4 protein-coding genes (1 of these 4 only partly in view) are annotated in these 20,930 nt (G+C 61.0%); 3 read left to right on the forward strand and 1 reads right to left on the reverse strand.

Going from position 1 to position 20,930, the window contains the following annotated elements:
• Nucleotides 1–18,223, reverse strand: the 5' portion of a protein-coding gene (locus tag EYB53_RS19625) for an SdrD B-like domain-containing protein (RefSeq protein WP_135480173.1). It extends 17,258 nt beyond the left edge of the window; the window shows 18,223 of its 35,481 coding nt (coding positions 1–18,223); it begins with the start codon at nucleotides 18,221–18,223; the stop codon falls past the left edge of the window.
• 566 nt (nucleotides 18,224–18,789) lie between these two features.
• Between EYB53_RS19625 and EYB53_RS19630 the strand changes: the two genes are divergently transcribed.
• The 3 genes from EYB53_RS19630 to EYB53_RS19640 all read left to right on the forward strand — a co-directional run.
• The gene (locus EYB53_RS19630; protein ID WP_135480175.1) at nucleotides 18,790–19,458 is read left to right on the forward strand and encodes a TIGR04283 family arsenosugar biosynthesis glycosyltransferase; all 669 of its coding nucleotides are present in this window, start codon (nucleotides 18,790–18,792) and stop codon (nucleotides 19,456–19,458) included.
• A gap of 156 nt (nucleotides 19,459–19,614) precedes the next feature.
• A complete protein-coding gene (locus tag EYB53_RS19635; protein WP_135480177.1) occupies nucleotides 19,615–20,340 on the forward strand; it encodes a metalloregulator ArsR/SmtB family transcription factor in 726 nt (241 codons plus the stop codon).
• Nucleotides 20,341–20,727: 387 nt separating this feature from the next.
• The coding region (locus tag EYB53_RS19640; RefSeq protein WP_205712693.1) for a hypothetical protein at nucleotides 20,728–20,930 on the forward strand (203 nt) is incomplete at its 3' end.

Genomic DNA, 20,930 nt, shown 5'->3' on the forward strand with positions numbered 1-20,930 from the left:
TGCTGACGGTTGCCCCGGTCACGTCGGTGACGACGCTGCCGTTGCGCAGCAGTTCAACCGTCGCCCCGGCCAGCGGGCTATCGATCCCTGCATCATACGTGCCGCTATTGTCGCGGTCGTGGAAGATCAGGTTGCCCAGGGTGAGCGGTCGATAGAAGCCGAAGTCGAGCGTCAGGTTGCTATCGCCATCGTCGGTCGGCTCCATCCCCGAGGTGAGCGTAATCACGCCGCTGCTCGTTGGCCCGGCGGTGCTATTGCCCAGACCGTTGTCGTCGTTGTCCTGATTGTTGCTCGGGTCAGTGACGGTATTGTCGGACGAACGATAGCCTTCTGGTGGCGTCACGCGCACGGTGTAAGCACCAGGGCGCAGGTTGGTAAAGGTGTAGAGGCCCGTCGCGTCTGTCGTCTGATTGCTGACGGGTGCGCCGTTCACGTCGGTGACGACGCTGCCATTGCGCAGCAATTCGACCGTTGCCCCGTCCAGGCCGATGTCGGTGCCGTCCACGTAGGTGCCGCTATTGTCGCGGTCGTGGAAGACCAGGTTGCCCAGGGTGAGCGGGCGGTAGAAACCGAAGTCGAGCGTCAGGTTGGTGTCGGTATCACCGTCGTTGATTGGCTCCTCGCCCGAACTGAGCGTAATCACGCCGCTGCTGACGATGCCTTCGCTGCTGCTGCCAAGGCCATTATCGTCGTTATTGACATTGTTGTCTGGGTTGGCCGTAGTCGCGATGTCGTCGGACGAGCGGTAGCCAGTTGGTGGCGTGACACGCACCATGTAAGCGTCTGGGCGCAGGTTGGTAAAGGTGTAGAGGCCCGTCGCGGTCGTCGTCTGGCTGACCACCGTCACGCCGTTTACGTTGGTAACGACCGTGGTGCCGTCAGCCAGGAAGAGTTCGACCAGCGCTCCGGCGAGTGGGCTATCGGTACCCGCAGCATACGCACCGCTATTGTCGCGGTCAAAGAAGACCAGATCGCCCAGGCTTAGTGGCCGGTAGACCCCGGCATCCCAACTGTCATCATACTCACCCGAGACAAGCGTCGTGCCACTCATCACGCCGGTTGTCGGATTGGCATCCGAGTCGGTGGCGCTGGTGCCGCGTCCGGTGACGGTGAAGCGATAGCCGTCGGGCAGGGTCGCCGTGACGGTGTAGATGCCCGGGAGGAGGTCGGTAAAGCTGTAGAAGCCACTCGCGTTGGTCGTGGTAATGGCGGTGACCAATGCATTCAGCCCGTCGGTACCCGTAAGCGTGAGGGTCACACCCGCAACACCGGGTTCGCCTGCATCCTGAACGCCGTTGGCATTGCGGTCGAGCCAGACCCGGTCGCCGATGCTGGCGGGCCGGTAGAGCCCCGCGTCCCAGGTGAGGTCAAGTTCACCCGAGGTGATGACGGTGCTTGCCATCACGCCGGTGGTTGGATTGGCGTCCGAGTCGGTCGCATTGTTGCCACCCTGATCCTGTGCGGTGATGCGGTACCCGGCGGGGGTGGTCACGGTGACGGCGTAGGTGCCCGGGACAAGATCCGTAAAGGTGTAGATGCCGCTCGCGTTGGTCGTGGTCGTCAGCGTGACGGTTGCGCCGGCACCGGTCTCGCCGTTGAGGTCGAGCCTGACATTTGGCACGCCTGGCTCGCCCGCGTCCTGCACGCCGTTGCCATTCAGGTCGTCCCAGACCCGGTCGCCGAGGGTGCCCAATTGATAGAGCCCTGCGTCCCAGGTGAAGTCGTCTACGCCGCTAAGCAGCGTGATGTCGGCGGTGGTGCTGGTCGCCCCGGCCCCGGCGGTCACATCGCTATCGAGCGCATCGTCGCCGGCGTTCTGCACACTAAAGCGGTCGTAGCCCGCAGGTCGGGTGACGGTGACGCGATAGCGCCCCGGCAGCAGGTCGGTGAAGGTGTAGAAGCCCGTCGCCGTGGTGGTGGTGATCAGCGTCGTGTCGTCGCCATTGCCAAAGGTGCGGTCGCGCCCGGCCCCGGTGAGGGTGACGGTCACGCCGGGGATGCCTGGTTCGCCACCATCCTGGATGCCGTCGGCATCAACGTCGTGCCAGACGACATTGCCGAGGCTGACCGGCACCACGAGGCCGGCGTCCCAGGTCAGGTCTTCGTCACCCGAGGTGAGCACGGTACTCGCCATCACGCCGGTGAGCCGGTTCGCGTCGGAGTCATTGGCGTCGGTTGCGCCGCTGACTTCGGTAATATTCGCGTAGGTAAAGGTATACGGATCAGTCGCCGTAACGGTGACGGTGTAGGTACCCGGGACGAGATCGGTGAAGCTATAGATGCCCGTCGCGTTGGTGGTGGTCGTACTGATCACCGGCGCACCGGTGCCGTCAAGCCCGGTCAAGCCGACCGCAATCGCCGCGAGGCCATTTTCGCCCACGTCTTGCAGGCCATTGCCGTTGGTATCCAACCAGACCCGGTCGCCGATGGTGGCGGGCCGATAGACCCCGGCATCCCAGGTGTCGTCATACTCACCTGAGACGAGGAAGGTGCCACTCATCACGCCGGTTGTCGGATTGGCATCTGAGTCGGTGGCGTTGGTGCCGCGTCCGGTGACGGTGAAGCGATAGCCGTCGGGCAGGGTCGCCGTGACGGTGTAGATGCCCGGGAGGAGGTCGGTAAAGCTGTAGAAGCCACTCGCGTTGGTCGTGGTAATGGCGGTGACCAATGCATTCAGCCCGTCGGTACCCGTAAGCGTGAGGGTCACACCCGCAACACCGGGTTCGCCTGCATCCTGAACACCGTTGGCATTGCGGTCGAGCCAGACCAAGTCGCCGATGCTGGCGGGCCGGTAGAGCCCCGCGTCCCAGGTGTCGTCAAGCTCACCCGAGGTGATGACGGTGCTTGCCATCACGCCGGTGGTGGGATCAGCGTCGCTATCGGTCGCGTCGTTGCCACCCTGGTTCTGTGCGGTGATGCGGTACCCACTGGGGGCCGTGACGGTCACGGTGTAGGTGCCCGGGACCAGGTTCGTAAAGGTGTAGATGCCGCTTGCGTTGGTCGTGGTCGTCAGCGTGACGGTTGCGCCGGCACCGGTCTCGCCGTTGAGGTCGAGCCTGACATTTGGCACGCCCGGCTCGCCCGTGTCCTGCACGCCATTGCCATTGCGGTCGTCCCAGACCCGGTCGCCAATGGTGCCCAATTGATAGAGCCCGGCGTCCCAGGTGAAGTCGTCCACGCCGCTCACCAGCGTGATGTCGGCAGTGGTGCTGGTCGCCCCCGCCCCGGCGGTCACGTCGCTATCGAGCGCATCATTGCTGTCGGCGTTCTGCACACTAAAGCGGTCGTAGCCCGCAGGACGGGTGACGGTCACCCGATAGAGCCCGGGCAGCAGGTCGGTGAAGGTGTAGAAGCCCGTCGCCGTGGTGGTGGTGATCAGCGTCGTGTCGTCGCCATTGCCAAAGGTGCGGTCGCGCCCGGCCCCGGTGAGGGTGACGGTCACGCCGGGGATGCCTGGTTCGCCACCATCCTGGATGCCGTCGGCATCAACGTCGTGCCAGACGACATTGCCGAGGCTGACCGGCACCACGAGGCCGGCGTCCCAGGTCAGGTCTTCGTCACCCGAGGTGAGCACGGTACTCGCCATCACGCCGGTGAGCCGGTTCGCGTCGGAGTCATTGGCGTCGGTTGCGCCGCTGACTTCGGTAATATTCGCGTAGGTAAAGGTATACGGATCAGTCGCCGTGACGGTGACGGTGTAGGTACCCGGGACGAGATCGGTGAAGGTGTAGTAGCCGGTGTCTCCGGTGGTTCTCGTCAGGTTGACACTGTCACCAGGGCCAGTCAGACCCACCAGGGCAACCGTGATCCCGGCAAGCCCGCTGGCGGCACCGTCGTCTTGCAGGCCATTGCCGTTGAGATCGTGCCAAACAAAGTTCCCGATGCTGGCGGGTCGGTAGACCCCGGCATCCCAACTGTCATCATACTGACCCGAAATGAGCGTCGTGCCACTCATCACGCCGGTTGTCGGATTGGCATTGGAGTCGGTGGCGTTGGTGCCGCGTCCAGTGACGGTGAAGCGATAGCCGTTGGGCAGGGTCGCCGTGACGGTGTAGATGCCTGGTAGGAGGTTGATAAAGCTGTAGAGGCCGCTCGCGTTGGTCGTAGTAATGGCGGTGACCGGCGCATTCAGACCGTCGGTACCCGTAAGCGTGAGGGTCACACCCACAACGCCGGGTTCGCCTGCATCCTGAACGCCGTTAGCATTGCGGTCGAGCCAGACCAAGTTGCCGATGCTTGCGGGCCGATAGAGCCCGGCGTCCCAGGTGTCGTCAAGCTCACCCGAGGTGATGACGGTGCTCGCCATCACGCCGGTGGTGGGATCAGCGTCGCTATCGTTTTCGTCGTTGCCGCTCTGGTTCTGGGCGGTGATGCGGTAGCCGGTGGGGGCCGTGACGGTGACGGCGTAGATGCCAGGGACAAGATCCGTAAAGGTGTAGAGGCCGCTCGCGTCGGTCTGCGTTGTGCGATTGATCGGATCCCCGGCACCGGTCACGCCGGTGAGGTTGAGCGTGACATTCGGCACGCCTGGTTCGCCCGCGTCCTGCACGCCGTTGCCGTTGGTGTCGTCCCAGACGACATTGCCGAGGGTGCCCAGCCGATAGAGCCCGGCGTCCCAAGTGAAGTCGTTCACGCCGCTCACCAGCGTGATGTCGGCGGTGGTGCTGGTCGCCCCGGCCCCGGCACTCACGTCGCTATCAACCGCATCATCATTGTCCCCTGCATCGCGCACACTAAAGCGGTCGTAGCCCGCAGGACGGGTGACGGTCACCCGATAGACGCCTGGCAGCAGGTCGGTGAAGGTGTAGAAGCCCGTGGCCGTGGTGGTGGTAATGAGCGTCGTGTCGTCACCAGTGCCAAAGGTGCGGTCGCGCCCGGCCCCGGTGAGGGTGACGGTCACGCCGGGGATGCCTGGTTCGCCACCATCCTGGATGCCGTCGGCATCAACGTCGTGCCAGACGACATTGCCGAGGCTGACCGGCACCACGAGGCCGGCGTCCCAGGTCAGGTCTTCGTCACCCGAGGTGAGCACGGTACTCGCCATCACGCCGGTGAGCCGGTTCGCGTCGGAGTCGATCGCGTCGGTCGCTGTTGTGATCTCGCTGGCCAGAATATTCGCGTGCGTAAAGGTATAGCTGCCGCTGGCCGTGACGGTGACGGTGTAGACGCCCGGGACGAGATTGGTGAAGGTATACGTGCCCGTCGCGTTGGTGGTGGTCGTGCTGATCACCGATGCACCGGTGCCGTCAAGTCCGGTCAAGCCGACTGAGATGGCCGCGAGGCCATTTTCACCCGCGTCTTGCAGGCCATTGCCGTTGGTGTCCAACCAGACCCGGTCGCCGATGGTGGCGAGGTTGTAGGCCCCCATATCCCAGGTCTGGTCGCTTTGCCCCGCCGTGAGCGGGATCAATGCGGTCTCGCGTGTGACCGGGTTAGCATCGCTGTCAATGGTGTCGTCGCTGCCACGGTTGTTAATGCTTATTTCGGTGTAGCCGTCGGGTTGCGCAAAGCGCAGGTAGTAGGTACCCGCGATGAGGTAGGTAAAGCTGTAGGTGCCGTTGGCAGCGGTGGTGGTACTGAACACTTCGGTATCACCCGCGCTTGGCCCAGGTGTTGCGTCGTCGAGATAGAGCGTCACGGTTACGCCAGCGATGCCAATTTCGTCGCCGCCATTCTGGAGGCCGTTGGCGTTGAGGTCGTGCCAGACCAGGTTGCCCAGGCGCGCCGGGCGGTAGAGGCCGAAGTCGAGCGTCTGGTTGCCGTTGGGGCCGTCGCCGTCAACGGCAGCAAGTGGCTCAGTGCCAGGGATCAGTGTGATCGGTAGGCTGTTGACATGGCTGTTGCCATCGGTTGTGCCGTTGTCGTCATTATCGATTGCTGGATCGGCTTCTGGACTCGGTGCTGGTTCGTAGGGCCCAGTGGCGCTGCCATTGGTGCCGCTGCTTGAGACATAGGCTGCCAGTTCGCCGCTGGCAGCGAGGGCGCCGCCTGCACTGAAGTTGCTCGCTGGCAAGCGTACGATGTAGTCGCCCTCGATCAGGTCGCTGAAGCTGTAGATGCCGTCGGCATTCGTCGTTGTCGAAACCACAAACTCGCTCGGGTCGGCAACGCCAGGATTGGTTGCGCTGTCGAGATAGAGTTCAACGACGACGCCTGCAAGGCCTTCTTCTTCACCCGCATCAAACAACCCATTGTTGTTGACATCGTCCCAGACCAGGTTGCCCAGGCTGAGCGATTCAAAGAAGCCGAAGTCGAGCGTCAGGTTGGTGTTAGGATCGGTGTCCCCGTCATTGATTGGCTCTAACGAGGGGTTGACGGTGATCGCCATGCTGACGACGGCTTCACCAGGGATGCCAGTGCCGTTGTCGTCGTTGTCAATGTTGTTGTCGGGATCGGGTGCTGGCTCGTAATCTTCGGTTGCCACACCGTTGCTGCCGGTGCTGCTGCGGTGCAGGTAGAGTGGCCGTCCGCTGACGAATTCGCTGGCCGGGATGACCGCGATGTACGCCCCCTGTTCGAGTAGGGTGAAGCTGTAGATGCCGTCTTCATCTGTTGTGGTTGTTCTGACCAGCGTATCCAGGACATCGTAGCTGTTGTTGCCGTTTATGTCGCGGTAGAGTTCAATGACGACGCCTTCGATGCCAGGCTCGCCGGGGTCAACTAGGCCATTATTGTTGGTGTCGTACCAGACCAGGTTGCCAATGGTGAGGCGTGGGTAGAGCCCGAGGTCCCAGGTAAGATCGGTGTTGTCAGTCAGGGTGATCGTGGTAGTTCGCAGATCGACCGGGTTGACATCAGAGTCGGTGGCGTTGTTGGCACCCTGATCTTGCGGGCTGACGGCATATTCAGGCGGGATGTTGCCAAAGACGAGGTAGTAGGTGCCCGCGATGAGTCGGGTGAAGGTGTAGATGCCGTTGGCATCGGTGGTTGTGGTCAAGGGTTGAATGCCGCCAGTCGCCAGATCACTGTCGAGCGGCTCGTTGGTGACGGCACTGTAGATCGTCACGGTGACGCCGGCGATGCCACTGGTTTCACTAGCATCCTGGATGCCATCGCCATCCACGTCGAGCCAGACACGATCGCCGAGGCGGGCATCGTTGAAGATGCCAAAGTCAATCGTCAGGTTGCTGCTATCGTCGTTCGCCGGATCGGTGATATCGGTCGGCAGCGTCGTGTCAGTCTCGCCTTCTGGTTCGCCTCCGACCGTCATCGTAAAGACAGAGGTGCGTACCAGGGTGCCACTGACAAAGGTGCCGTTGTCGTCGTCGTCAGCCGGTTGATCGTCGGGGTCGGGGGCCGGCTCGTAGGGGCCAACAACCAGACCGTTGCCGCCGGTGCTGGAGACGTAGTTCGCCGGGAGCGTGATCTGCACCGCGTAGTTGCCGCCGTCACGCAGCGTACTAAAGAAGTAGCGTCCGCCATCGCTCGTGGTTGTCGTCGCAATCGGGGTCGTTTCGGCGCCAGCGATGGTGCCGTCGCCATCGGCGTCGTAGAGCAGGGCGACGGTCACGCCGTCAACGCCGCTCTCGGTGGCATCGTCAAAGCGACCATTGTTATTCAGGTCTTCAAAGACCAGGTTGCCCAGGCTCAGGCTGTAGAAGCCGAAGTCGAGCGTCAGGTTGGTGTTGCTACCGCCGGGTTCGCCGCCGACGCTGAGCGTGATCACGCCGCTGTCAACATTGCCCGCGACAACGCCGCCCGTCGGCCCAACGCCATTGTCGTCGTTATTGACATCGTTATCTGGATCGTCTGCGTTATCGGTCGCAGCCCCGCCGTCGCTGCTGCGGAAGAAGCGCAGCGCGCCGCCCGCGCCAAAGTTGCTGCTCGGGATGCGTACGCGATAGTCGCCAGCAACCAGGTTGGTAAAGATGTAGGTGCCCGTCGCGCTGGTGGTTGTCGTGCTGATCGTCGTAGTATTGTCGCTGTTGCGCAACTCGACCGTCACCCCGCTGATCCCTGGCTCGCCAGCGTCGAAGGTTCGGTCGTTGTCGAGGTCATTCCAGACCTGATTGCCCAGGGTGAGTGGGCGGAAGAGGCCGAAGTCAACGGTCAGGTTGCCATCGCTGCTGTCACCATCGTCGGTTGGTTCGTCATGGGTGCGCAAGGTTAGCGGCAACGAGCGCACGTCGCCATCTGCGGTGGTGGTGCCGTTGTCGTCGTTATCAACATCATTATCAGGGTCAGTCGCTGGCTCATAGGGGCCAGTGGCGCTGGCATTGGTGCCCGTGCTGCTGCGGTACGCCGGCAGCGTGGCGGTCGCCGAGAGCACGCCAGTGGTAAAGTTGCTTGCGGGTAGTGCAATGACGTAGTTACCCGGATGAAGGTTGGTGAAGTTGTAACTTCCAGTGATGCTGGTCGTGGTCGTCAGCAGCACGCTCGTCCCAAACCCGGTGGTGCCGCTCAACACTACCGTCACCCCGGCAAGCCCCGGTTCACCAGCGTCAAGTAGACCGTTATTGTTCAGGTCGTCCCAGACGCGGTTGCCCAGGTTGACATTGTACTGGTAGAACCCGGCGTCCCACCTTGTGTCATCAAGCCCTGGCGTCACTGTGATCAACGTGGTATTACCAGTCAGGAGGGCAGCGTCTGAGTCGTTCGTCGCGGTCAGTGCGCCCGTTGCGTTGGTCGGGCTGCGCAGATAGTCGGGTGGCAGGCTAAAGTTGATCGTATAGACGCCCGAGGCCAGATAGGTAAAGCTGTAGGTTCCAGTGCTCGTGGTGGTCGTGGTCAGCACCGGGCTTCCGCCACTAAAGAGCGTGACGGTCACGCCAGCGATGCCAATTTCATCGCCGCCATCCTGGCGACCGTCGGCGTCGCGGTCGAGCCAGACCAGGTCGCCCAGGCGCGCCGGACGGTAGAGACCAAAGTCGAGGGTCAGGTTACTGTTTTCATCGCGTGCCGGATCGCTGAGCACGACGAGTGGGTCGCTCTCGTTGATTGGCTCGTTGCCGGGGGTCAGGCTCATCACGCTACTGCGTACGACACCAGTGCCCTGGGTGCCGTTGTCGTCGCTATCGGTCGGATCAGTGTCGGCGTCGGGCGCTGGCTCGTACGGGCCTGTCGTCCTGCCGTTGGTGCCGCTGCTCGAGATATAGCCCGCGCCAGGCACCACCTCGACCAGATAGTCGCCCTGTTCGAGGCCGCTGAAGAGGTAATAGCCCCCGTTGCTCGTGGCCGTCGTGCTGACGGGAATGGTCTCGTTGAAGCCGTTGACATTCGTATCCGCAACGTCGCCGTCACCATTTGCATCACGGTACAGACGCACTGTCAAACCGTTGAACCCTGGCTCACCGGCGTCGATCTGTCCGTTGTTATTCAGATCTTCCCAGACCCGGTTGCCCAGCGAGAGCAACTGATAGAGCCCGGCGTCCCACGTCTCGTCGTCCTGATCCGAGAGCAGCGTGATCGGGATCGTTGTCGCTGTCGCCGTGACACCGGTTGGCACGTCACTGTCGAGCGCGTCGGTGGTTGTCACCACATCGCCCCGTGTAAAGGCGTAACCAGCGGGTCGTGTGAAGGTGACTCGGTAGAGTCCCGGCTGGAGTCCGGTGAAGCTGTAGGTGCCATTGATCGCGAGCGTCGTTGTGGTGGTCGTCGTGCTGATGGTATCGTCACCAGTGCCAAAGGTGCGGTCGCGCCCGGCCCCAGTCAACGTCACGGTAATGCCACCAAAGCCAGGCTCACCCGCGTCTTGCACACCGTCGCCATTCAGATCCTCCCACACTAGGTCGCCCAGGCTCGCCGGGATCACCAGGCCCGCGTCCCAGGTCAGGTCTTGCTCATTCGAGGTCAGTTCGGTACTCGGCATCACGCCGGTGGACTGGTTCGCGTCGGAGTCATTAGTGTTGTCTGCGCCGTTGACTTCGCCATTGGTGATGTTGGCGTAGGTAAAGGTATACGGATCGGTCGCCGTGACGGTGACGGTGTAGAACCCTGGCACAAGATCGGTGAAGGTGTAGTAGCCAGTGACACCCGTGTTGGTCGTCAGACTGACACTGTCACCACGGCCACTCACACCCACCAGGCCAACGGTGATCCCGGGGAGCCCGCTGGCGGCACCGTCGTCTTGCACGCCATTACCGTTGATGTCTTCCCACACAAAATTGCCAATGCTCGCCAACCGATAGAGCCCCGCGTCCCAGGTGAGGTCGTTCTCGCCCGAGGTGATGACGGTGCTCGCCATCACGCCAGTCGCATTGGCGTCGCTGTCGGTTGCTGCCGTGCCTCGCCCCTGCGGGCTAAAGAAGTAGGTCGCTGGAGCGGTGACACTGACTGTGTAGGTGCCCGGGGCAAGGTTGGTAAAGCTGTAGATCCCGCTGGCGTTGGTCGTCGTCGTGATCGGGCTGAGCACCACGCCTGCGCCGGTTGTTCCGGTCAGCGTGATGACCACGCTTGCCAGACCGGTTGCCCCATCATCCTGAATCCCGTTGGCATTCATGTCTTCCCAGACAAAATTGCCGAGGCTGGCCGGCCGATAGAGCCCCGCGTCCCAGGTGCGGTCAACCTGCCCCGAGGTGATGACGGTGCTCGCCATCACGCCGGTCGTTGGATCGGCGTCGCTGTCTTCGTCATCGCCACCCTCATTCTGGGCGGTGATGCGGTACCCGCTGGGGGCGGTGACGGTGACGGTGTAGGTCCCAGGGACAAGATCCGTAAAGGTGTAGATTCCCGTTGCATCAGTCTGCGTCGTGGCATTGATCGTAATCCCGGCCCCCGTCACGCCGTTGAGGTCGAGCCTGACATTCGGTACCCCCGGTTCGCCATCGTTCTGTAACCCGTTGCCGTTGGTATCGTCCCAGACCCGGTCGCCGATGGTGCCCAGCCGATAGAGCCCGGCGTCCCAGGTGGGATCATCAACACCCGAGGCCAGGTTAATGTCGGCGGTGGCGCCAGTCAGCACACTCACATCGCTATCGAGCGTATCGTCGCCGACGTTTTGTGGACTAAAACGGTCGTAGTCGTCGGGACGGGTAACAGTCACCCGATAGACGCCTGGCAGCAGGTCGGTGAAGGTGTAGAGGCCGCTGGCATCGGTGGTGGTGACAAGCGTTGTGTCGCTGACATCGTAGCTGCGGTTGCGCCCGTAGATCGTCAACGTGACGGTCACACCGGGAATCCCGATCTCGTCACCATCCTGGATGCCATTTGCGTTGATGTCGTGCCAGACTCGGTCGCCCAGGCTCGCTCGTTCGACGAGGCCCGCGTCCCAGGTCAGGTCTTCTTCACCCGAGGTGAGCACGGTACTCGCCATCACGCCGGTGAGCCGGTTCGCGTCGGAGTCATTGGCGTCGGTTGCGCCGCTGACCTCGCTATCGGTGATGTTGGCGTAGGTAAAGGTATACGGATCAGTCGCCGTGACGGTGACGGTGTACGTGCCCGGGACGAGATCGGTGAAGGTGTAGTAGCCAGTCGCCGTCGTCGTTGTGCTGACCACATCGGTACCAAGGCCATCGACGCCAGTCAGGCCAACCGTGATCCCACCAAGGCCCGGCTCGCCCCCATCCTGCACGCCATTGCCGTTGCGGTCGTGCCACACAAAGTTCCCGAGGCTGGCGGGCCGATAGAGCCCCGCGTCCCAGGTGAGGTCGTTCTCGCCCGAGGTGAGGATGGTGCTCGTCATCACGCCGGTGACAGGATCAGCATCACTATCGCGCTCGTCGTCAGTCCCGCGATCCTGGGCCGTGAAGCGATAATCCGTTGGCGCTATGACGGTGACGGTATACGTACCCGGCACTAGGTTGGTGAAGGTGTAGATGCCACTGGCGTCGGTCGTTGTTGTGCTGATGACCGCGCTACCGAAACCGGTGAGGCCATTCAATGTGACAGTCACACCGCTTATGCCCGGTTCATTGAGATCCTGAATCCCGTTGGCATTCAGGTCGTCCCAGACCAAATTGCCGAGGCTGGCAAACTGGTAGAGGCCAAGATCATAGTCGGGGTTATCGCCCGAGACGGGTGTGATACCGACGATTGCGAAAGCGTCGTTGGCATCGCTATCGAGCGCTCGGTCATCACCCTCGCTCTGAGGGCTGCGCTGATACCCCGTCGGGATTTCGGTGAAAAGGATCCGGTAGGTGCCAAGCAGCAGCGGGAAGCTATCCCCAAACCAGTAGAGACCGTCCTGATTCCCTGGGATCGTTGGATCACGATCAGTGTAGGTCACATCAATCAGGTTATCATCGGCATCAAACAACTCGACGCGCACCCCGAGCACACCGGTGATTTCGTTGGTGTCCTGAATGCCGTTGGCATTGAGATCGTGCCACACCCGATTGCCGATCCTGATGCTCTCGTAGATACCCGCATCGAGGTCGCGGTTGTTATCACCTGACGCCAAACGGACAAGCGTACTCACGCCACTGAGCGGGTTCACGTCGCTGTCAACCGTATCGTCGGTGCCCTGATCACGTCGCGTGAACGAGCGATCGTCCGGGAGACCACTGAAGACGACGTAGTAATCCCCTGGCATCAGGTCAGTAAAGGTGTAGATCCCATTGAGATCGGTCGTTGTCGTGATCAGCGCAAGCCCGGCCCCGCTAAAGAGGGTAACGGTGATCCCGGCAACCCCAGTTTCACCTAGATTCTGGATACCGTTGATATCTGCGTCGAACCAGACCCGATCACCGAGGCTCGCGAGGTTGAAGACGCCCATGTCGTAGCTCAGGTCGATCGTGCTCGATCCGAGGTCGATCACAGGGGTGCGCCGATTGACATCAACATCGCTGTCGAGCGTCGTTGTGATGCCTGGCGCGTTCTGCGGGCTGAGCTGGCTGTAGCCAGGGGTGGCCCCAAATGCAATGAAATAGAGCCCAGGGGCCAGGTTGTCAAAGAGGTACAAGCCATCGGCGTCGGTTGTCGTCGTGACGACCAGGCTATCGTCGCCGCCGTCAATAACCCCATCGTCACCAGGCCGGTAGAGGCTCACTTCAACCCCGGCGATCCCCGGCTCGCCGCTATCCTGTGATCCGTTGCTGTTCAGGTCGTGCCAGACCCGGTCGCCGAGGCTGGAAGGCTGGTAGAGGCCGATGTCCCAACTGGTGTCGTTTTGTCCGGCGACGAGCGTGGTGGTGATGGTTCTGAAGGTGACAGGAGCAACATCCGAGTCGAGCGCATCATTGCCACCCTGATCCTGCGGGCTGAGCAGGTAGCTGTCAGGGATGATAAAACGCAGCGCATAGTCGCCCGGAATGAGCCCACCGAAGCTGTAGTTGCCACTGGCATTGGTGACGGTTGTATTGAGTTCGTTGCCGTCGCTGTCGTAGAGCACAACTTGCACCCCGGGCACGCCACTCGTCTCACTTGCATCCTGGATGCCGTCGGCATTCAGATCGAGCCACGCCCGATCCCCAAGGCTGGCCGTACGGAAGATGCCGAAGTCCCAACTGGTATCATTTTCGCCGGGATCAAGGGTGGTTGCAATGGTCTGGTAGGTCGTTGGACTCGCGTCTGAATCATTCTCGCTGGTGCTGCCATCCGCATTCTGCGGGCTGGCGCGGTAGCCGCTCGGCAGCACAAACTCGAGGTAGTAGTCGCCGGGGATGAGGTTGGTAAACTGGTATATACCGCTATTCGTGGTTGTGCTTGCTACCGCCACACCACTGTCAGGCTGGTAGAGCCGGACGGTGACATTATTGACGCCACCTTCGCCACCGTCCTGAATGCCATTGTTGTTGGCATCATTCCACACCCGGTCGCCAATGCTGGCAAAGGTGTAGAGGCCCATGTCCCAACTGGGGTCATTTTCACCGGGGCTGAGGGTCGTGATCGCGGTGCGCCGCGTCACCGGGTCGGCATCGCTGTCGAGGCTATCGTCGCCGCCCCGGTCATTGGGGCTGACTGCATACCCCGTTGGTATGCTGCTGAAATGAACAAAATAGGCCCCTGGAATGAGATCGGTGAAGGTGTAACTGCCGGTAATACTAGTTGTCGTCGTGATAACGAGTTCGTCATCGCTGGTGCCTGCCCGCCCATCGGGGCCGGGCCGGTAGAGCCGTACCTCGACGCCGGCGACGCCGGTAATCTCTGCGGTATCCTGGATGCCATCACGGTTCAGGTCATCCCAGACCCGGTCGCCCAGGCTCGCTCGTACGGCTACCAGGCCGGCATCCCAGGTCAGATCGGTGGTTCCTGCGGTGAGCGTCAAGATCCTAGTGAGCCCCGTGGCCGGTTCAACCACGTCACTGTCAAGCGTCGGATTCTCACTATTGGTAATGGTAAAGGTATGGCTGATCGGCGGGTTGAAACGCAACTGGTACGTACCAGAGATCAACTGGCTAAAGCCATAGCGCCCATTGATATCGGTGGTCGTCGTGAGGATCGCCGTGCCAGTCCCATCGAGGAGTTCGACCGTCACCCCAGCCACGCCTGGTTCGTCGTCATCCTGGAGACCGTTGCTGTTCGTGTCAAACCAGACGCGATCGCCCAGGGCGGCCCCGCTCACAAAGCCAAAATCGAGCGTCTGATTGCCGTTGTTGCCGTCACCATCGTTCGTTGGCTCACCGCCAACCGTGAGCGTGATCGGCCTCGAGCGCTCGACACCACTAAAAAGTTGCCCGTTATTGTCGTGGTTGACATTGTCATCGGGATCGGGAACAGGTGCGTTACCGTCGCTGGGCCGCATGCCGAAGAGGGCTTCGCCCGCGTTGAAATTATCGTCGTCAACCACAACGATGTAGGTGCCCGCAGCAAGGTTGCTAAACTGATAGTACCCCGGCACACTCAAGAAGGTTCGTGTCGAGGTGCCGCCGACATACTCCCCAGGATCGGGCTCACCATTTGTATTGAAATCACGATAGAGACTCAGCCGCACATCATTGATGCCGACCTCACCGGCGAGTGGTTCGTACCACCCATCGTTGTCAAGATCGTGCCAGAGCCGATCCCCCAGGCTCAGGTTGCCAGACGTGAGCAGCAACCCGGCGTCGCGGGTCAGGTCGAGCTGATTCTCGATGAGAGTGAAGACCTCGGTGCGCCTGGTGACGGGGTCAGCATCGGAGTTGAGCGTATCATTGCTCGTGATGACGTTGGTAAAGGTAAAGCCGCCATGGGCTGGCAGCACAAACTCGATCTGGTAGGTGCCCGAGACCAAGTCACTGAAGAGATAATAGCCCGGCGAGCCAACCGGATCATCCGCCGTTACCGTGGTTGTCAGCACTGCGCCAGCACCACTCAGCAACGTCACCGTGATCCCATTCATCCCATCGCTGACCGGCTCATTCTGGAGGCCATCGCCATTGCGGTCAATCCAGACATAGTTGCCAACAGCCGTCTGGCGGATCAGACCAATGTCCCACGAGAGATCAATTTCGCCTGCTTCAAGCGTGGTTGTAATGCTCTGGAGCGTTACCGGATCGACATCCGAGTCAACTTCGCGATTTTCCCCCTGATTGGGGATCGTCAGACCATAGCCTGCCGGCGGAGTGACGCGAATATAGTAATCGCCATCTTGGATGCGCGTCGGATCCGAGAAGAGGTAGTAGCCAGGGTTATCATCATCATCAGGTCCCGAGAGCGTGAAACCAACGAGGCGGTCGCCCGCGCTCGGCCCAGGGAAGCCATCGTCATCTTCGTAGAATTCGATGCGTGCGCCGTTGACCCCGGGTTCGCCTTCGTCCTGAATGCCGTCCTCGTTGAGGTCATGCCAAACATAGTTGCCATACGCCAGCGGCTTGATCTCGGTGCGCTCAATGCCGACGCGGGGCGGCTCAGCGGCCAGCAGGTAGTTGCCACTCAGATCGCGGGCACGGTAGCCAAAACTGTTCCATGCAATTTCGGCCTCAACAGGTGCAACAAGATTTGTCGTAAATGGTGCCCGCATCGGCCAGGTCACCCGCACCGCATCTTGCGGATAGAGGATCAGATCGCCAAAATCAATTTTGAACGAATTGACGGTGGTGATATCTGCTGGCAGTGCCGTTGACCATGCGGGATCAACACAACCGAGCAAGTCAATCGGTTCGCCTTCGTCATCTGTCAGACCAAGTTCGGGATTACGGCAGGGGTTCTTCGCCGTACTGTAATAGACCGTTGCCCCGGCAGGCGCACTGATCGGGCCAATTAGGTAGGGCTGCCACTCGGTCTCACGCTCGACATAGTAGCGTACGACACCAACATCACCTACATGTGACATAATGTCGATCAAGACGAGGCCAGTCAGCGCTACGCTGTTGGTATTGGTAATGACGAGTTGGTAGTCATCCTGCCCACCAGGTGTTGTGTGCCCATTGATGGGATCGCGGCTCCAATTGCTATCAAGTTGGCCAAAGACAAGCTTGAGCGAACTCGTATTGGCCGCCTGCGCAAGGGTCACACTGCTGATCGACGAACTACAGATCAGTTCACTGGTGATGCCGTCGCCATCGAGGTCATTGCTATCGGCTGCCTGGCTATTGCAATTGTTCAGGAAGACCTCGCCCGGCGGGTTGGCAAAACTCGCGAGCGCAGCGGTATTGTTGATCGTCCCGCTCTGGGTCGAAGGTTTGATCTGCGCACTGAAACGTAGCGTGATCGATTGTCCAGCCGGCAGGCTATACTCGCTCCAACTCCAGCGCAGCAGCGTCCGCCCGGTGCCGTTATAGTTGTCAAGCACTTCTGTGGTTGGGGCCGGTACGCCACCGGTCGTCACCGTCGTGCTATCGGGGATATAACTCAGGCTATTGACGAGCAGATCCGCCAGTACGGGGTTGGTGAGCGGCGTGGTGGCCCCCCCAACGCCGGTATTATTCAGCGTCACCGTATACGTCACCGTACCACCGGCAAAGACAGTCTCTGGGCTCACCGCTTTGTTCACGGTGACCCGTGAACCAGGTTCGATGATCCGTGTCCGCTTTTCACTTGTCCGTGTCGCGGTGACATCATTGTAGGTATACGTACTCGTCGCCCGGTTGACTACAATCGAGTTAATCGAGTTAATTGGGGCACTTGTCACGGTGGCACGGAAGCTATGGGCGGTAGACTGAAAGCCAAAGGGCAATGGGTCAAGGTAACGCCAGCGGAGCGAGGTGATATATTCTCCAGCCCCTAGCGCGAGTGTGGCAACATCAATCGTGGAGGTGCTGTTGAACGGCCCACCAGGGATCGTGCGGAAGGTCGAGTTAAGATTGGTTGTGTAATCCAGTTCCAGGCGCACCGAACTTGCTGGTGTGACATTGTGCCCGCCGGCGGTGATCAGATTGACGCGCAGTTCAGCGGGGATCGGGTCGGTGATCTGCGCATTATTGAGGGCGGTGGTGCCGGTATTGCGGGTCGTGAAGCTATAGGTGATGTTGTCGCCAACCAGGGCTGTGTCTGGCCCGCTCTTGCTAAAGGTGTAGCCCGGCGTCGGCGGTTGCAACAGCCGCACATCCGCATCACTCAACAGCAGTGTCGTCTCACCAGCCTGGGCGCTCACCTCAAGCTCATTGCGCAGCAGCGTCCCGATGGGCACGCTCTCGGCAAACTGAACAACAACCGTGCGTGTCGCACACAACGGACTCGGCGCACTCAGCGCGGTCGCCTCCCAGGTCACAACCCCATTGTTATGGGTACCACCATTCGAGGCACTGACAAAGGTGGCACTGATCGGCAACGTATCGGTAATCAGGACATTGGTCAGGTTGAGCAGACCCGACGTATTGTTGGGCATGCAGACCCGCAACTCGTAGGTTGTGGGGACACCGGGCGCACCACCAGCAATGAAGCGCTTGGTTGCGGTTGCGCTGGGCGCGGCCCGCGCCATAATGGATAAGAAATTGGAGAGCTTCGGGGCCGTCGTCGAAGAGCGCATCTCGGCGCGCAGCGTCGCAAGCGTGCCATCGGGCGTTGAGCCATTGGGGAAGCGCACCCCCACGCGGAGCGTCCCCGCATCACCGGCCTCAATCTGGGACGTAAAGACCCAGTTGACCGTAGAGGTAGCGGGGTCATAGACACTCGTATAATTATCACCCGCGAAGAGTTGCACATCATTGGCACCACGCGCCAGTTCATCCGGCAGCGGCAGGCTCACCGTAACATCTTCACAGGGGGTGTTCGTGATCGCCGAACAGCTATACGCGAGGTTGATGACGGCCCAAGCACCGCTGTTGACCACCGGGAAATCGGTGCGCAGACTGATATTCAGGCTCGCCCCCGAGGCAAAGACCGAGGTGACCGAACTGAAGGTCAGCAGGACAACAAGCAAAAACCGTAGGCCAACGGAAAGCCTGTGATACAAGCGACGGCGAGGCGGGGAAGAAGACGTATCCATGCTTAGCTCCGCACTGAGCTATGTAATCCGGTGAAGCGAAGGTGCAGCATCCACATCCCAATCCAGGGATGCCCACAACTCCGCCCCTTAACCCAGATCAAACCCGCTTGGAGTGACAGCACGTCCTTGAAATTGCGGAGCAGAGACGTTTACGTGTGCCGACGCCAACACTCACTCAGGCGCGGAGTTTTCTTATTCAACACGGACACAAAAATTTCGTTACAATCCAGGTATTAATAAAAAATCAGTTACTCTAGCTTACCCTACGTGTGTTACCATTCTATAACCAGCGATCACTTATTGGGTTATCCCCAGGGCTTTTTGGGGAATTTTCCCCTTGATCACAATCTACTATACGCTAGTATACCACCGCACCAGGCGTGCGAACATTACAAAAGTATAAATTTGGTTTAAGGAGCCCGCCCATGGCGGGTGCCTTGAACCAGGAGAAAGGGATGGCTGTCGCCCTCAAAACCCTTGCTTGTGGTGGCGAAAACGGACAGCGAAGCTGTCCGTTTTTGCCACCACAAGCAGGATTCTCGGAGGCCTCAGGCCCCAAAAAACATATGAAAAAGTACACTATTATCATCCCAACCCTCAACGAAGAGGCGATCATTGCCGAGGCGGTGCAGGCTGCCGTCAGTCTTGGGTCCCAGGTTGAGGTTATCGTCGCCGATGGCGGCAGCCAGGATCGCACCGTTGCGTTCGCCGAAGCAGCCGGGGCCACCGTCGTCGCGGCCCCGCGCGGCCGCGGGCCGCAGTGCAACGCCGGTGCCGCTGCGGCGCATGGCGCGATCCTGATCTTCCTCCATGCCGATACGCGGCTGCCCGACGATGTCATCGGGTTGCTCGAGACCTGGTTTAGCGCACCGCGGGTGCAGATCGCCAAATTTCGGCTCAGTTTTGACATTGATGACTTGGTACTCGATCTGGCCGCCAAGTGTATGTGGTACGATACGCGCCTGACGAGCTATGGCGACCAGGGCATCGTCATCCGTCGCACCTTCTTTGAGGCCCTGGGCGGCTTCCCCGCCTGGCCGCTCTTTGAAGACGTCCGGCTCTTTGAACGCGCCCGTGAGCGCACCTCCGTCGTTGTCCTACCGGCCAGGGTCGTCACCTCAGCGCGACGCTTCCAGGCCAACGGGGCCATCCCGCAACTCGTGCGTGACCTGGGGCTCTGGATCGAATATGTCGCGGGGGTCTCGCCGTTTGAGATCGCTGCACGCTATAAATAGGCGGTCATGTTCTGACGCAAAGGCGCAAAGGCGCAAAGATCTAGCAAGTGTTTTTTGACGCAAAGGCGCAAGGGCGCAAAGACATAAAAATCAAGTCAACCTTTGCGCCTCTGCGCCTTTGCGTCAAAGAGTGTATCGTATTGTGTGAGGCATCGTATGTCGTCTGCGCTCCCCGAACCGTTACGCCTACTCGCCGACGAGACGCGTTGGCGCCTCGTAGCCCTGTTGCGCCAGGGCGATTATCAGGTCGGCGAACTTGTGAGTCAGCTCGGCCTTTCGCAGAATCTCGTCTCGTATCATCTGGGGGTGCTCCGCCAGGGCGGGCTCGTGCTGACCCATCGCAGCGACGCCGACGGGCGGGCAACCTACTATGGGCTCGATCTTGAGGCCCTCAAGACGATCTATGCCCAGATCGGAACGCTGCTCTATCTTCCGCATCCCGAGGCCGTGGCGAAACTTCCACCTGCGACCGTCTTCTTCTTCTGCACGGCCAACAGTGCCCGCTCACAAATGGCGGAAGCGTGGATGCGCCATCTGAGTCATGGGCGGATCACGGTACGCAGTGCCGGCACGCAGCCTACGCGCCTCCACCCGCTGACTGTTGAAGTGATGCACGAGGTTGGCCTCGACATTGGCTATCAGACGGCGAAACACCTCGATAGCCTGGCCGACCTCCAACCCGATCTCATCGTCACCGTCTGTGACATTGCCCGCGAGCACTGCGTCCGCTGGGGCGAAGCAGTACGGCAGATCCACTGGAGTGTTGCCGATCCGGTGCTTGTCACCGGCCCCCCCGATGAGCAGCGTCGCGCCTTTCGCACCGTTCGCGACGAACTCCGCTCGCGCGTCGAAGCTCTGCTCCACCTGCTGCCAGGCGCATGATCATGAGGAGGTACCAGAGCCGCTCGAACTCGCCCGGGGTCGGCTCCCCGTTCGGAAACTCCACGATACCCCACCGCCGAAGGCGGACGTTGTAGCGGCCCTGCGGGGCAGGGCTAGGGCTGTTGCAACAGTGAGGCCTTGCTGGAGTTTGGCACGCTCAGCGATCTGACCGACTGGCTTAGCCAGCAGGCGGCTGGGGTGTAACATTGGAGGGGGTCAACGCTGATGTTCGCGCCCCGCACGGAGGCGTTTTGATGCGGTTTAGGGGTCAACGATTTGCGGTGTGCGTGCGCACGCAGCGCCATCCGGCCCCTCCCCGGTGGCACGTGCGGTAGGTGGGGGATGGTGGGCCTCTTGGGGGTAGGTTTTTCATATGACGTGCGGGTCATGACCAGTGCTGCTCCGCTGATGGGCACACACACCGATCGTGGAGCGCTGCCAGCCGCAGGCGACGCGGCAACCGACCGCGGCGATCGGCCGGATCGGCACGCCCTGTTGGGAAGCACGCCGACCGGACGCCCCCGCTGCGCCAGCAATGTCACCCCGAGCGCAGCGAGGGGTCTTCCATGCGCCACAGCGAAGATTCCTCA

The organism is Candidatus Chloroploca mongolica (assembly GCF_004762035.2).
GTDB lineage: Bacteria > Chloroflexota > Chloroflexia > Chloroflexales > Chloroflexaceae > Chloroploca > Chloroploca mongolica.

Coding starts and splice junctions, on each gene's coding strand:
- EYB53_RS19630 (WP_135480175.1), top strand. CDS start 18,790: ATGAAAAAGTACACTATTATCATCCCAACCCTCAACGAAGAGGCGATC.
- EYB53_RS19635 (WP_135480177.1), top strand. CDS start 19,615: ATGTCGTCTGCGCTCCCCGAACCGTTACGCCTACTCGCCGACGAGACG.